17 protein-coding genes are annotated in these 13,336 nt (G+C 55.2%); 3 read left to right on the forward strand and 14 right to left on the reverse strand.

The window, feature by feature from the left end; all coding sequences use genetic code 11:
- Nucleotide 1: 1 nt before the first annotated feature.
- The 5 genes from AC2Q8J_RS02555 to AC2Q8J_RS02575 form a co-directional block, all read right to left on the reverse strand.
- The gene (locus AC2Q8J_RS02555; protein ID WP_154653802.1) at nt 2–868 is read right to left on the reverse strand and encodes a CPBP family intramembrane glutamic endopeptidase; all 867 of its coding nucleotides are present in this window, start codon (nt 866–868) and stop codon (nt 2–4) included.
- Nucleotides 865–2,223 carry an alanine/glycine:cation symporter family protein gene (locus tag AC2Q8J_RS02560; RefSeq protein WP_486452017.1) on the reverse strand — a complete coding sequence of 453 codons (1,359 nt, stop codon included), beginning with the start codon at nt 2,221–2,223 and terminating at the stop codon, nt 865–867. Before AC2Q8J_RS02560 ends, AC2Q8J_RS02555 begins: the two co-directional genes overlap by 4 nt.
- A 72-nt stretch (nt 2,224–2,295) precedes the next feature.
- Complete coding sequence (locus tag AC2Q8J_RS02565) at nt 2,296–3,306, reverse strand: D-cysteine desulfhydrase family protein (protein WP_486452018.1); 1,011 nt, start codon at nt 3,304–3,306, stop codon at nt 2,296–2,298.
- Between the two features lie 70 nt (nt 3,307–3,376).
- Entirely contained in the window at nt 3,377–3,715 is a 339-nt protein-coding gene (gene yajC / locus AC2Q8J_RS02570; RefSeq protein ID WP_027872534.1) for a preprotein translocase subunit YajC, read from the reverse strand.
- A gap of 97 nt (nt 3,716–3,812) precedes the next feature.
- Complete coding sequence (locus tag AC2Q8J_RS02575) at nt 3,813–4,583, reverse strand: exodeoxyribonuclease III (RefSeq protein WP_027872535.1); 771 nt, start codon at nt 4,581–4,583, stop codon at nt 3,813–3,815.
- Between the two features lie 204 nt (nt 4,584–4,787).
- Here AC2Q8J_RS02575 and AC2Q8J_RS02580 point away from each other — a divergent pair, with 204 nt between their 5' ends.
- The 3 genes from AC2Q8J_RS02580 to AC2Q8J_RS02590 are packed head-to-tail and all read left to right on the forward strand — an operon-like array spanning nt 4,788 to nt 7,468.
- Entirely contained in the window at nt 4,788–5,267 is a 480-nt protein-coding gene (locus AC2Q8J_RS02580) for a nuclear transport factor 2 family protein (protein ID WP_027872536.1), read from the forward strand.
- A 12-nt stretch (nt 5,268–5,279) separates the two neighbouring features.
- The gene (locus tag AC2Q8J_RS02585; protein WP_027872537.1) at nt 5,280–6,998 is read left to right on the forward strand and encodes a class I adenylate-forming enzyme family protein; all 1,719 of its coding nucleotides are present in this window, start codon (nt 5,280–5,282) and stop codon (nt 6,996–6,998) included.
- 44 nt (nt 6,999–7,042) lie between these two features.
- The gene (locus tag AC2Q8J_RS02590; RefSeq protein WP_486452019.1) at nt 7,043–7,468 is read left to right on the forward strand and encodes a YkvA family protein; all 426 of its coding nucleotides are present in this window, start codon (nt 7,043–7,045) and stop codon (nt 7,466–7,468) included.
- Here AC2Q8J_RS02590 and AC2Q8J_RS02595 read toward each other — a convergent pair.
- The 9 genes from AC2Q8J_RS02595 to AC2Q8J_RS02635 form a co-directional block, all read right to left on the reverse strand.
- Nucleotides 7,465–7,905, reverse strand: a complete 441-nt coding sequence (locus tag AC2Q8J_RS02595; RefSeq protein WP_374973469.1) for a hypothetical protein — start codon at nt 7,903–7,905, stop codon at nt 7,465–7,467. The genes AC2Q8J_RS02590 and AC2Q8J_RS02595 overlap by 4 nt on opposite strands.
- 72 nt (nt 7,906–7,977) lie before the next feature.
- Nucleotides 7,978–8,472: a thioredoxin-dependent thiol peroxidase gene (gene bcp / locus AC2Q8J_RS02600; protein WP_486452020.1), complete on the reverse strand. Its 495-nt coding sequence runs from the start codon at nt 8,470–8,472 to the stop codon at nt 7,978–7,980.
- 10 nt (nt 8,473–8,482) lie between these two features.
- Nucleotides 8,483–9,931: a DNA recombination protein RmuC gene (locus AC2Q8J_RS02605; RefSeq protein ID WP_486452021.1), complete on the reverse strand. Its 1,449-nt coding sequence runs from the start codon at nt 9,929–9,931 to the stop codon at nt 8,483–8,485.
- Between the two features lie 77 nt (nt 9,932–10,008).
- A complete protein-coding gene (locus AC2Q8J_RS02610; RefSeq protein ID WP_027872541.1) occupies nt 10,009–10,572 on the reverse strand; it encodes an NUDIX hydrolase in 564 nt (187 codons plus the stop codon).
- A gap of 31 nt (nt 10,573–10,603) precedes the next feature.
- Entirely contained in the window at nt 10,604–11,080 is a 477-nt protein-coding gene (locus AC2Q8J_RS02615) for a flavin reductase family protein (protein ID WP_027872542.1), read from the reverse strand.
- Nucleotides 11,081–11,173: 93 nt separating this feature from the next.
- Entirely contained in the window at nt 11,174–11,644 is a 471-nt protein-coding gene (gene moaE / locus AC2Q8J_RS02620) for a molybdopterin synthase catalytic subunit MoaE (protein ID WP_486452625.1), read from the reverse strand.
- 8 nt (nt 11,645–11,652) lie between these two features.
- Nucleotides 11,653–11,901 (reverse strand): molybdopterin converting factor subunit 1, encoded by a 249-nt coding sequence (gene moaD / locus AC2Q8J_RS02625; RefSeq protein WP_486452022.1) that lies wholly within the window; start codon nt 11,899–11,901, stop codon nt 11,653–11,655.
- Nucleotides 11,888–12,385 (reverse strand): cyclic pyranopterin monophosphate synthase MoaC, encoded by a 498-nt coding sequence (moaC, locus tag AC2Q8J_RS02630; RefSeq protein ID WP_267878891.1) that lies wholly within the window; start codon nt 12,383–12,385, stop codon nt 11,888–11,890. Before moaC ends, moaD begins: the two co-directional genes overlap by 14 nt.
- Before the next feature lie 4 nt (nt 12,386–12,389).
- Nucleotides 12,390–13,034 carry an MBL fold metallo-hydrolase gene (locus AC2Q8J_RS02635; RefSeq protein ID WP_424142796.1) on the reverse strand — a complete coding sequence of 215 codons (645 nt, stop codon included), beginning with the start codon at nt 13,032–13,034 and terminating at the stop codon, nt 12,390–12,392.
- Nucleotides 13,035–13,336 lie beyond the last annotated feature (302 nt).

A 13,336-nucleotide genomic window follows, 5' to 3' on the forward strand; every position in this document is an offset into this window, starting at 1 on the left:
ATTAAAAGGGCCAAAACGTCTCGGGTATTCGTCCCTGGCGCAGTAAAGAGGCCACATCCATACCAACCGCGACACCGGCATGAACGAAAAAGCCGCCCCAGATAGATCGCGAGCGCAGCGCCAATATACCCAGAAACAACCCAAACAGGATGGCACCCACCGCTTCAGGCCACAGCTTCGGAAAGTGGATCATCAGATAGGGAACACACATTACCCAGATTGCGTTCGCGCCGATGGCCGGACGCAAGCCTTGCAGCACAAAGCCGCGAAAGAAGAACTCCAGGCAGATAAACTGGGTAAGGTACAGAAGCTCCCAACTAATGAAGTCAAACCAGCTTCTACCCGCCTGTTTATAGAAGGGATAGTGCTGTAAAAAATCGGGCCGAAAGCTGGCCAGGTAGATGAACACAAGAATTGGACTGAGCAACAGCAGATAGCCCTGCCAGTGCCGGTGGGTGTCCCCCCAGCCCCAGCCAAAATGGCGCATGCGCTCGCCCATTACGCGGCGAATTATCAGCCACGGCAGCAGCACGTAGCCAACCACATGCCAAGTGGTCCACCACAGGTAGGACAGCAACTCACCGTAGCCACTGCGACGCAGCTCCCACCACCAATAGTTCGGTGTACGCCCCTGCACTTCACTGAGCCACTGGAGCAGGGTTTGCAGGCTAGAGGAAAACTTTAAGTAGTGGATGAGCAGCAAGCTCACGGACACACAGGCCAGCACCGCAAAAACCCGCCTGAGCGCCGCCGGGCGCGATAAACGGTAACTGTCTGCTTCGGCATCAATATCGTCGAGAAGAACGAGAATCCGCCGCGGGTTCAGGCGCTGCAATGCGCCAGATAAGCTAGCGCCTATACCGCTCATTCGCGCGCTTCCGCTGAGCCATTGCTACCCAGGCGCTCACGCGTCAACGCAAAAACCACCGGACTGAGCAGTAACAATGCCAGCAAGTTCGGCAGCGCCATCAGCGCGTTCAGGGTATCGGCCAATAGCCAGATAAAATCGAGCTCCGCCATCGCGCCGAGGGGAATTGCCGCGACCCAGGCCAGGCGAAAGGCAAAAATAGCGTGAGTGCCAAAAAAATACACCACACAGCGCTCGCCGTAGTAGGCCCAGCCCAGCATGGTGGTAAACGCAAAGACCGCCAAGCCCACGGACACAATAAAGTCACCGCCGCCGATCAAGCTGTCGAAGGCCAACGCCGACAGCGCCGCGCCACTTTCGCCGCCCTGCCATGCCCCGGACAACAGAATGACAAAGCCAGTAATGCTGCACACCAAAATGGTATCGATAAAGGTACCCAGCATGGCGATCAGGCCCTGGTTCACCGAATTGTGTGTTCTTGCGGCGGCGTGGGCAATTGGCGCACTGCCCAAGCCAGCCTCGTTGGAAAATATTCCCCGCGCCACACCAAAGCGTATCGCCGCCACCACACTCGCGCCGGCAAATCCACCAACCGCCGCCGCGCCATTAAAGGCGGCATCGATTACCAGTAAAAACAGAGCCGGAATTTCGCTGATATTCATCGCAATAATAACGAGGCCCATCGCCATATACGCCACCGCCATGACGGGCACTAGCACGCCGGCGACCGAGGCGATTCGCTTCACCCCGCCCAACACCACCAGCGCGACCGCTGTTGCCAACACCGCGCCGGTTACCCATACCGGCAGAGAAAACGTGGCGTGAAGCGCATCGGCCACAGAGTTAGCCTGAACCGTATTGCCAATGCCAAAGCCCGCAAAGACACCGAAAAATGCAAAGGTTGCCGCCAGCCAACGCCACTTTGGCCCCAGACCATTTTTTATGTAATACATCGGGCCGCCGCTGAAGTTGCCCTGCTCGTCTTGTTCGCGATAGTGCACGGCACAGACCGCCTCGGCGTACTTGGTTGCCATACCCACCAATGCTGTGCACCACATCCAAAACAGCGCACCGGGACCGCCGAGCGCGATCGCTGTGGCAACACCGGCGATATTGCCGGTGCCGATCGTTGCTGATAAGGAGGTCATTAAGGCCTGAAAGGGACTGATATCGCCGCTGTCCTGCTCGCCTTTGCGACCGCGAAATAACAGACCAAAGGCCTGGGGGATTCTGCGCAGTGGCATAAAGCCCAGCCCCAACATCAGGTAGGCCCCGGTGCCGAGAATAAGAATAAGCATGGGCCAGCCCCACACCAGACCATTGAGGCCGCCGATGATCGACGTAATTGTTTCCATAGCGCTACCTTATCGTTGTTATTGGGTCGCGGTGCATAGTCACTGCTGGCCCGCTAATAGCAGGCCAAATAGTCATCCACCCAATGAAGTAAAATGCTGCCGATGCGGGAAGACGCCAAAAATGCCGCCGGTATGCACAAAGACGATGTCCCCATCGTCACCAAAGCGGCCGTTGTCGCGCTCTTCCAGCAACGCATGAAAGGCCTTCCCTGTGTACACAGGGTCCAGAATAAGGCCCTCGGTCGCGGCAAGGTCAGCGATGGTTTGATAAACCTTTTCGTCGGCCAACGCATAGCCCGGCCCAACGTAACCATCTATAACACTCACCTGTAAGTCGTCCAATGCGACGTCTAAGTCGTAACGGTGCTGCCAATCATGCAGGTCTTGGGCCACTTTATTTAAGAACCACGCTTCATCATCGCAGACATTCACGCCCCACACGCGGCTACCGGCCAGGTAATAGTGGGCTCCAGCGGTCAAGCCAGCCTGGGTGCCGCCGGAGCCGGTTGCGCAGATAATATGGCGTGGACGAATGTCGTGGTGGCGAAAATCGTCGGCTAACTCGGCACACGCCGAGAAATAGCCCCAAACTCCCACTGCATCGGATGCTCCGGTGGGTATGATAAACGCGCGGCGCCCTCTGTCGGCGTAGTACTGCTGCCACTGCGCGAGTAACTGCGGCAGCTGAGCCTGAAATTGCTTGGCGGGATAAGCCGAAATCTGGGCGCCCGCTAATTGGTCGAGCAGTAAGTTTCCATCGGCATGTTCGGGCTTCTCGCCGCGCAGTAGCAGGTGGCACTTCAAACCGAGCTGAGCGCACAGCAAGGCGGTGGCCCGACAATGGTTGGACTGTAAGCCACCACAGGTAATGATGGTGTCACAGCCCTCTTCCAACGCCTGCGCCAAACTGAATTCCAGCTTGCGTATTTTATTGCCAGACAGTGTGCAGCCCGTTAGGTCGTCGCGCTTTACCCAAATGCGCGGACCAGGGCGAGCTTCCTGCAGACGTGTCAGAGGCTGGAGCGGTGTTGGTAGATTGGCTAGGCCCAGACGTGGGGGCGTGAACTGAGTCGGGATAGTCATGTAAAACCCGCAATCGCTCGTTTATGACGTGAAATGAAAACGGGGCGCTTGATGCGCCCCGTTTACGGTATTAAATGGCTTTGAGCGTGCCCTTGGGCAGCACTGCATGCACGGCAACGCGCTGGAACTTCAGCTCTACGTTGTCCGCAACACTCAACACAACATAGTCATCGTCAAGCTTGGTGACTTTGCCGAGAATACCCGCACTGGTGACCACCTCGTCGCCTTTTGCCAGAGCGGCGACCATTGCCGCGTGCTCTTTTTGACGCTTGCGCTGAGGACGAATCGCAATGAAGTAAAAAAGGCCGAACATCAGCACCAGAAAGCCGATCTGGAACAACTCACCGCCCGGAGGGGCGCCTGCAGCGCCAGCAGTTTGTGCGTGGGCTTGAGAGATAAAAAAGCTCATCGTGTTTCCTTAAACAAAACTAAAAAAGCCGGGCGAAAGCCCTCAATTTGGGCTGCTCGGCAGATCCCGAGCGAAATATAGTACACAAGGCCCAGATTCAAAGCGAGATGTCATAGTCCATTATAAAAGGCGCATGATCGGAAAAGCGTTCTTCGCGGTATACCCAGCCATCGCGAATGCTATCGATGAGCCCGGGGGTGACCACATGGTAGTCGAGCCGCCAACCAACATTGTTGGCATAGGCCTGCCCTCGGTTTGACCACCAGGTGTATACCGCCTCGGTGTTAATCTGCCGAAAGGCGTCAACAAAACCCGCTTCGTCATAGAGCTTATCCAGCCACGCCCGCTCGTGGGGCAAAAAGCCTGAATTTTTGCGATTCGCGCGCCAGTTTTTTAGGTCAATTTCGCGGTGGCACATATTCCAGTCGCCACAAATGATCAGCTCCCTACCCTGGGCTTTTAGCTCGACAAAATGCGGGTATATCTTTTCCAGAAAATCATCTTTCTTTTGCTGCGCCGCGTCACTGCTTGAGCCGGAGGGCATGTAAAGAGAGATAACACTGAGCTTGTCGTAATCGGCTCTGACATACCGCCCCTCGCTGTCCAGCGGGTCCCAGCCCAGCTCGCAAACAAAGCGTTGTGGCGGCGTGCGACAATAAATGGCCGTGCCGCTATACCCTTTCTTGTGCGCATCATTGAAGGCCGATACATAACCCTGGGGGTGGAACAGTGGGTCACTTAGCTGGTGTTGCTGGGCCTTGGTTTCCTGAATACAAACCACATCAGCCTGCTGAGTTTCCAGCCAGGAAAAGAAACCCTTGCGAGCTGCTGCTCGAATACCGTTGGTGTTTACGGTAATTACGCGCACCACGTACCCTCCAAAAAATGGCCGAGCTTAGCAGACCCCGCCTGCCGACAAGTACTGCTGTACATTTTTTTTCACCAAATTCAATATTTTGAAGCCATATAACGTCACCCATACAGAGCATGTTGTTCCGCGTCGCTTACCCTAAAATCAGGGTCGATAACAACCGCATTGCGGCAACATAAAGACCAAACAGGAACATTCGCTATGAACGCCAGCTCCGCTGACCAACTCTTACAGATCGAGGCGATCAAACGTCTCAAATATGTTTACTTGCGCGCAGTAGATACCCACGACTGGCAATTATTGGAAAGCACGCTCAGTGAAGACTGCGTTGCCCGCTACGACGGCGGCAAGTATAGCTTCGACAACCGCAGCGAGCTCATCGCTGGCCTGCGCGGCCACATGGATAGCCCCAATGTACTAACCATGCACAATGGCCACCACCCTGAAATCGAGTTGCTCAGCGAAAGTGAGGCACGCGGAAAGTGGTACCTGCAGGACCTCGTGTTCAATAAGGAGCAAAACTGGATGCTGTTTGGCACGGCCATCTACACGGATCACTATCGCCTGGAAAATGGTGAGTGGAAAATTTGCCGAACGGAATATGAGCGGATAATGGAAACCATCAATGCGCCGATTCCATCGACCCTGAGCTTTACCCACAGTATGTTTGAAAAGAAATAGGCAACCCAGACTATGACCAATATTGCTCAAACGCTTCGCGACTGCCAAAACCAGCTCTGCGCCCCGGGCGCCCCCTATGAGATGGAAGACTGTGTGGTAAACGGGCAGCATTTCCGTCAGTTTAAGCAGGCACCATCGAGCATGCGTGAACTGCTCGATGCCGGCCGCCAGCATGGAGACGGGGAATTTCTGGTGTATGCCGAACCGGGCAAGCCGGAAGAGCGGCGCAGCTTCGCACAATTTTTTCAGCGGGTGGACGCGCTCGCCTACCAGCTTGTCCACCACTATCAACTCAAACAGGGCCAGCGTATCGCGATCGCCATGCGCAACTACCCAGAGTGGATGGAGGCCTACACAGCTATCGCATCACTCGGTGCTATTGTGGTGCCACTGAATAGCTGGGGCAGCGCTGAAGAATTGGAGTTTGTACTGCGCGACAGCGCCGCTGACATTGTCTTCTGCGACGCTCGCCGTCTCGAGCTGCTCACACCAATGCTGGCCGATCTGCCCTGCCGCGCCATCGTTGCACGCAGCCAGGCCAGTGAACACGCCGAAAGTATGGAAGCGCTTATCGCCGGCGCAATGGGCCAAGCCATGCCGCAGCCCTGGCAATGCCAGCTGGATGACCCTGTACAAATCATGTACAGCTCTGGCACCAGTGGTAAGCCCAAGGGAGCACTTTCGAGTCATCGCAATATCATCCAGGCGATTATCAGCTTTGAGGTACAGGCCATCATGTCAGCGATGGCCAACCCGAAGGCGATCGAGGCGATGTTTGCCGGCGGCAATGCTCCCTGCTCACTGCTATCAGTGCCGCTATTTCACGTTTCCGGCTGCTATGCGGCCTTTCTGCTGAACCTTCGCGGCGGTCGCAAAATTGTGATGACCTATAAATGGGACGCCGCCGAGGCCCTGCGTTTGATTGAGCAGGAAACCGTCACGATATTCAGCGCCGCGCCCTCGATGGTGATAGACCTGCTGCAACACCCGGACTTCGACAAACGCGACACCAGTAGTTTGTTTTCTCTCGGTGGCGGTGGCAGTGCCTGCCCTCCAACGTTTAAACGCGTGATTGACGAGCGTTTTGAACAAGCCTACGTGGGCACCGGCTACGGCATGACGGAAAGCAACGCGATCTGCTCCAGCTGCACCGGCGCTGCCTACGAAGAAAAACCCGGCGCCGCTGGAACATTGTCCCCCCTGGTCGACTTTAAAACCTGCGACGAGGAAGGCCGCGACCTCCCGCCGGGGGAAAAGGGGGAAATCTGGCTGCGCTCAGTGTGCAATATCCAGTCTTACTGGCACCGTCCTGAAGCAACCGCCAGCCAGTTTAAAGATGGCTGGATGGCCACCGGCGATATCGGATTCCTAGACGAAGACGGCTTCGTTCATCTCGCAGACCGCGCCAAAGACTTGATTATTCGCGGCGGGGAAAATATCTATCCAGCGGAAATTGAGACACTGCTAAGCCGCCACCCAGCAGTTCTTGAATCCGCAGTTATCGGCTTACCGGATGAGCGTATGGGAGAATCGGTAGCCGCCCTGGTCAGGCTGAATGACGGCGAAACGCTCACGGAAGATGCCCTGCTATCCTTTTTACGCGAGCAATTGGCCGGCTTTAAAGTGCCCTCGGCGCTGCACTTCGTAGCACAGCCCCTGCCCCGCAATGCCGCAGGCAAGCTGCTGAAAAAGCAAATTAAGGAGGAGTACGCTACACTGGCGAAGGTTTAAGTTCTCACGCCCGGCTAACGGCCGGGCCATCCTTCGGAGCGCTAATGAAATTTTTCTCCGAGCGCCGGGCGCGCAAGATTCTTGAAGACGGGGCCGACGACGCCCAACAAGAACAGCTTGAAGCCACCCTGAAAAACCGGCGCCGCATTCTCGATAAAGTCCTCACTAACGCTTCACTGGCCCCTTACCTGGAACAAGTGAAAACCCTGTTTCAACTTGTGCAAGACTATGCTCGGGGCAATTATCGGGAAATACCCTGGTGGTCCATCGGCGCGGTCATTACAGCCCTTGGTTATATTTTAATGCCATTGGACAGCATCCCGGATTTCATTCCTGTAGCCGGCTATCTGGATGACGCCGTGGTGTTAAAACTGTGTTTAGACATGATCGCCCGGGACCTTCAGCAGTACCGTCTGAGTAAAGATGAGGCCGAGCAACAGGGCGAAATAAACAACGAAGACAACGATTAATCGTCAGGCAGGTCACCGGCGAGAATGAAATTGAGGTCAGCGGGCGGTGGTTCGTCATTGAGCACGCTCTGGCAATAACGCACTGCCTCCTCGACGGTATCGCAGGCGACATAGGTCATGCCCGAGTCGGCGTAGGAAAAGTCCAGCGCTTTTAAGTCAACCGAGTTGCAGCCGACATAAACCTGGTCAACACAGCCTTGTAACTGGCACCAGAGCGACAACTTCGGCTGCGCCGCGGTGACTTCCGGGGTATGAAGATCGTAGTCGCGATAATCCACCACTCGACACCACGGCTGCTTGTCATAGCGGGCAACCACGCGCTCCAATTCTTGGAAATACGCCATGGCGCCCTCTATATTCCAGGCCCCGCGCAGGGTGGCAATAACAATATTGCCCTGAGTTTCTACGGAAAAAGAACCGTGTGCGTCGCTGCTCATCGGCATCTCCTGTGACGTTACCTCTTTATAGCAAGCCCACAGAACCTTGCCTATGCGTATTTATGCGCGGTTTCAGTCTAAATCCAGCTCATCGAGCAAGCTGATAACGTCGTCGTGATGGCGCTTGGTATTCACTTTTTCCATCACATGTTTTAAGCGGCCATCTTTGCCAATAATAAAGGTCGTACGCAAAATGCCATCGTACTCACGGCCCATGAACTTCTTGAGCCCCCAGGCGCCGTACTTATCCGCTATGGCGTGGTCTTCATCAGACAACAGGGTAAAGTTTAACGGCGCCTCTTCCTTCTTGGGGTTTTCTTCAAATTTCTTCAATTTCGCAACCGGGTCGGGGCTAACAGCCAGCACCACGGTGTCCCGCTTAGCAAATTCTTTCTGCGTGTCACGAATACCGCAGGCCTGCACGGTACAACCTGGCGTCTTCGCTTTGGGGTAGAAATACAAAACCACATTTTTACTACCCTTGAAATCTTTCAAGCTGACTTTGTCGCCATTTTGATCTTGCAACGTAAAGGCGGGAGCCATATTACCGATTTTGGGGAACGCCATGATTTACTCCTCAATCATCTATCGCTGAATTGTCAGTATCGTCGTGTTGCAGATCAGCGCGATCGCTGAGTGCCGCTGGAATCTGCTTTTTAACCTTCGCGCCCAGAGCCTCCAGTCTGGCAATACGACCGACCACGTTGCCGCGCCCCTCTGTCATACGCTTGAGAGTTTTCTCATAGGCTTGTTGGCCTCTGTCCAGGTGCTTACCCAGGTCTTCCAGAGACTCGGACACCAATACAAATTGGTCGTGCAAGGCACCCGCTTCGCGAGCAATTTTCTCGGCGTTGCGGTTTTGGCGCTCGTAACGCCAGATACTCTGCACCGTGCGCAGCGTCGCCAGTAAGGTTGTCGGCCCGACAACCACAATGTTTTGCTCATACGCGCTGCGAAACAGCTCCGGATCATGTTCAAAAGCCGCCATAAACGCGGCCTCCACCGGGATAAAGATAAACACGAAATCCAGGGTTCGCAGTCCCTCAATATGCTGATAGGCCTTGGTCGACAGGCCCCCAATATGCTGACGCACCGACTGGATATGTTCTTTGAGCGCTGCGCTGCGCTCGCTGTCATCCTCGCTGCTGCAGTAGCGTTCATAAGCGATAAGAGAGACTTTGGCATCAATAATGATGTCTTTGTCGTCAGGCAAGTGGACGATCACGTCGGGTTGGCGGCGGCGCCCCTGTTCATCGGTAAAACTTTGCTGGGTGTCATATTCGTGCCCCTTGCGCAGCCCCGACTCCTCCAACACCCGCTCCAGAATCACTTCGCCCCAGTTGCCCTGCGCCTTGTTGTCCCCTTTAAGCGCGCGCGTTAAGTTGTGCGCCTCGCGACTGATACTGTGGTTCATTTCCTGAAGGGTTTTTAACTGCTCGCGCAATTCACCATGCTGGCGATTTTCGATGTCGTAAATTTGGTTTACGCGCTCCTGAAAGCCCTTAAGTTGTTCGCGAAAGGGATTAAGCGACTGCTGAAGGCTCTGTTGATTACTCTCGCTAAAGCGGCGGGATTTTTCGTCAAAGATCTTGTGCGCCAACTTCTCGAACTGCGCACTCAGTTCCTCCTTGGCCTGCTTGAGCAGGCCAATTTGCTCGGCGCTGGCAGTTTGCAGGTGCTGATAGTCACTCTCTTTGCGTGCCAGCGCCGCCTGAGCGTCCGCCAGTTGCTTGCGGTACGCCTCGGCTTTTACCAGCTCCTCTGCCTGATGGCGCACTCTGTCCTGAGCAACGGCTTCAGCCCGCTGCGCCTCATTAGCCCGTTGCTCAGCGGCATTCAAGCGATGATGTGCGGTGTCTAAACGCGCGTTAAGGTCCTCGCTCTGTGCACGTAATGCGTCCATTTGCTGGTCCGTTTTTTGTCGCTCAAGCACGGCTATGCGATGCCAGATCAGCGCACCAATACCCAGCCCTAGCAGTAGCGCTACCGCGCTGCTAACAAGCAAAATTAGATCTACATTATTCATCGTATTCGGGCTGACCAGAAAGTGAATGGAGTACTATACACCGAGCGCTGACACCCTACCCGGATACCGCGCAGCGGCTATTGGTCGAAGTTCCAGTTTACGTGCTTGGCCCAGAGGGGGCCGGGCTTACCCAGGCGAATGGGGTAATCGTTGCGCCGACGGTCTTCGAAATAATCTATCAAAATATCGGTAACCACCGGAAACGCCAGCTCGGACCAGGGAATGTCTTCTTCTCGGAAAAGCTTACTTTCCAGGCTTTCCGGACCGACGCCGAAATCGCCGTCGAGTTCACCGCGGAAAAATACATACACCTGATTGATATGGGGAATATCGAATAATCGATACAGGCTCTCGTCCTTCACTTTTGCGGCCGCTTCCTCACGGGTTTCCCTGAGAGCGCCCTCCAGCATCGTCTCGCCGTTTTCCATAAAACCGGCGGGAATCGTCCAGAAGCCCAAGCGCGGCTCAATAGCGCGCCGGCAAAGCAGAACCTGATCGCCGATGGTGGGCAGGCAGCCCACCACCACACGGGGGTTTTGGTAATGAATAATGTCGCACTGAGTGCATGTATAACGTGGTCGGTCGTCTCCTTCCGGCACACGGAGTTCAACCGGCGCACCACACTCACTGCAAAACTTCATCTATACCGCTACTCCGCTGAGAGGCAAAGTCCTAGCGCAGTTCCTGATAGCCACCACCGTGGAAAACAAGAGGTTTACCAGTGGGACTCAGGTCCATTTCAGTAACTTTACCAACAAGAATCAAATGATCCCCGCCATCATAGCGCTGCCAGATATCACATTCAAAGCTAGTGAGTGCACCGCGCAGAACCGGCAGGCCACTTTTACCAATGCGGTAGTGATCCTTATCCAGTTGGTGAGCATCTTTCTTCGCATATTGGTTGGACAGGCCAACCTGCTCTTGGCTCAGTACGTTGACCGTAAAGCCATCGGCCGCTTCAAAGGCCGGGTAACATTCGGAGTCGTTACGCAGGCTCCACAGCACCAGAGCCGGGTCCAGCGACACCGAGGCAAATGAATTAACCGTCATACCGAAAGGCTCATAGCCGCGTGGATTGGCGGTAATTACGCACACACCTGTCGCGAACTGACCGAGGGCATTGCGGAAGTTACGGGGATCGAAGCTCATAAATATCCTGTTATCTGTGATTCGCCGCCGACCTGCGTATGGGCCGACGTGAGGAGCGCGTAGTATACAGTGGGAATGCACTGACCGATGCTGTTACAGCTCGTCCGAACGGCTGACGCCCGACCAGCGCGCGGCGGCCCTATCGTCGCTTTCCCTGGCGTCCACCCAACGGCTCTCACCGTTGTGCAGTTGTTCTTTTTTCCAAAATGGCGCCTGGGTTTTAAGGTAGTCCATAACGAACTCACAGGCTTGAAATGCTGCGTGACGGTGCGCCGCGCTCACCGCAACCAGTACAATCTGCTCGCCGGGCAGCACGGTACCAACTCGGTGGATAACGGTGCAGCCAAGCAAGGACCAGCGCTCACTCGCCTCTACCACAATGCGCTCGATGCTGGACTCGGTCATACCGGGGTAATGCTCCAGGTGCATCGATGCCACGGTGTCGCCCTGGTTGTTATCGCGCATTACGCCTAAAAACTGCACAATTGCGCCACTGGCGGTGCTGCGCAGTTGCGCTACTTCAGCGCCTGCATCGAAATCCTCAACCTGAACTAAAACTTTAATCACTTAACTTAACCTCCTGTAACTGGAGGAAAAAAAGCAACCTCATCACCCTTGAAAACAGGGCTTTCGTCGGCAGCAACTTGCTGATTAATCGCGCATAGCAAATTTTCCTGGGCGAACTGCTCGGCCCAACAATCATTGCGCGTGGACAGCTGTGCCTTAAGGCCGGCTACGGTGCCGGCGTAGTCAATATCCAAGTCAGAGGTGCCCAAGGTTTCACGCAGCTTGGCAAAGAACAAGACCTTAATCATGGTCATGCCCCTCCGCCGACCACTCGCCGGAACGCCCGCCTCGCTTGCTGAGAAGGCGGATGCCCTCAATGCACATGCCTTTATCGACAGCCTTACACATGTCGTAGATCGTCAATGCAGCCACAGATACGGCTGTTAGGGCTTCCATCTCGACGCCGGTTTGCGCAGCTAATTTACACCGCGCACGAATGTGCACGCACTGCCCTGCACTGTCGATGTCAAAATCGACCTTGACTGAAGACAGCATCAGCGGATGGCACAAGGGGATCAAATCGCTGCATTTTTTTGCCGCTTGAATTCCCGCCAACCTGGCTACACCGAGCACATCACCCTTTTTATGATTGCCAGCGGCAACCATAGCCAGCGTTTCTGCTTGCATCACCACACGGCCTGTCGCCTCGGCTTCCCTGGCCGTTACCGCTTTATCGGTCACGTCGACCATGCTCGCCTGGCCCTGGGCATCAAAATGCGTGAACTGTTTTTCTTCCACGTGATCACCCATAGCGACTGTCAGCAACGAAAGGATTGGTCTGGCGTTCCTCGCCGAATGTCGAGGTCGGGCCATGGCCGGGGATAAAGGTGACATCATCCCCCAGCGGCCAGAGTTTTTCTCGGATGGACGCAATCAGGGTGTCGTAATCACCGCGCGGGAAGTCGGTGCGACCGATCGAGCCTTGAAATAACACATCACCGACAATCGCCAGCTTGCTCGGCTCATGAAAAAACACCACATGCCCCGGGGTGTGCCCAGGGCAATGACTGACCGCCAGCTGCTGGTTCCCGAAACTAACGGACTCACCGTCATCCAGCCAGCGGTCCGGCGTGAAGGCCTCCGCATGGGGAAAGCCGGACATCTGGCACCATTCAGGCAATTTGTCGATCCAGAATGCATCGTCCTTATGCGGCCCGATGATCTGCACCCCGTATTTCTGGCGCAAGGTATCTGCCGCCGCGCAATGATCCATATGGCCATGGGTCAGCAAAATCACTGACAGTTTGCCGCCCAACTGCTCCAACGCTGCCTCGATGCGGTCAATATCGCCGCCTGGATCAACCACCGCGGCCTGCCCCGTTTCTTCACAGAGCAGCACCGAGCAATTTTGCTGATATGCCGTTACCGGCACCATCGCACACTTCATTTTTTCTTCCACTTCGTTATTCCACATCTGGCGACAATGATAAGCAGTCGACCGGCAACTTCATAGCGCAAGCGGCGATAAATCGATACTGGCACGCTGTTTGCTGCTGTTTGGTGACTGTTACTGAGAAACCACAAACGTCGCAAACACTAGCCTAGCTAGCCATTTACACAGGGAGGTGAGCAGTTCGCCAGGAGGCGATACATTATTAGAGGTAATTTCACTATGCAGCGTGCATTCGCATACACCCTAGCCCCCATCGTCCTCGCACTTGCTGCGTGCGGCGGCTCGTCCAGCTCATC

It is taken from the genome of Spongiibacter sp. C9W, from assembly GCF_057370015.1.

Excerpts from the sequence above, each read along its gene's own strand:
- AC2Q8J_RS02555 (WP_154653802.1), bottom strand. The coding sequence starts at position 868 with ATGAGCGGTATAGGCGCTAGCTTATCTGGCGCATTGCAGCGCCTGAAC.
- AC2Q8J_RS02560 (WP_486452017.1), bottom strand. The coding sequence starts at position 2,223 with ATGGAAACAATTACGTCGATCATCGGCGGCCTCAATGGTCTGGTGTGG.
- AC2Q8J_RS02565 (WP_486452018.1), bottom strand. The coding sequence starts at position 3,306 with ATGACTATCCCGACTCAGTTCACGCCCCCACGTCTGGGCCTAGCCAAT.
- yajC (WP_027872534.1), bottom strand. The coding sequence starts at position 3,715 with ATGAGCTTTTTTATCTCTCAAGCCCACGCACAAACTGCTGGCGCTGCA.
- AC2Q8J_RS02580 (WP_027872536.1), top strand. The coding sequence starts at position 4,788 with ATGAACGCCAGCTCCGCTGACCAACTCTTACAGATCGAGGCGATCAAA.
- AC2Q8J_RS02585 (WP_027872537.1), top strand. The coding sequence starts at position 5,280 with ATGACCAATATTGCTCAAACGCTTCGCGACTGCCAAAACCAGCTCTGC.
- AC2Q8J_RS02590 (WP_486452019.1), top strand. The coding sequence starts at position 7,043 with ATGAAATTTTTCTCCGAGCGCCGGGCGCGCAAGATTCTTGAAGACGGG.
- AC2Q8J_RS02595 (WP_374973469.1), bottom strand. The coding sequence starts at position 7,905 with ATGAGCAGCGACGCACACGGTTCTTTTTCCGTAGAAACTCAGGGCAAT.
- bcp (WP_486452020.1), bottom strand. The coding sequence starts at position 8,472 with ATGGCGTTCCCCAAAATCGGTAATATGGCTCCCGCCTTTACGTTGCAA.
- AC2Q8J_RS02605 (WP_486452021.1), bottom strand. The coding sequence starts at position 9,931 with ATGAATAATGTAGATCTAATTTTGCTTGTTAGCAGCGCGGTAGCGCTA.
- AC2Q8J_RS02610 (WP_027872541.1), bottom strand. The coding sequence starts at position 10,572 with ATGAAGTTTTGCAGTGAGTGTGGTGCGCCGGTTGAACTCCGTGTGCCG.
- AC2Q8J_RS02615 (WP_027872542.1), bottom strand. The coding sequence starts at position 11,080 with ATGAGCTTCGATCCCCGTAACTTCCGCAATGCCCTCGGTCAGTTCGCG.
- moaD (WP_486452022.1), bottom strand. The coding sequence starts at position 11,901 with ATGACCATGATTAAGGTCTTGTTCTTTGCCAAGCTGCGTGAAACCTTG.
- AC2Q8J_RS02635 (WP_424142796.1), bottom strand. The coding sequence starts at position 13,034 with ATGAAGTGTGCGATGGTGCCGGTAACGGCATATCAGCAAAATTGCTCG.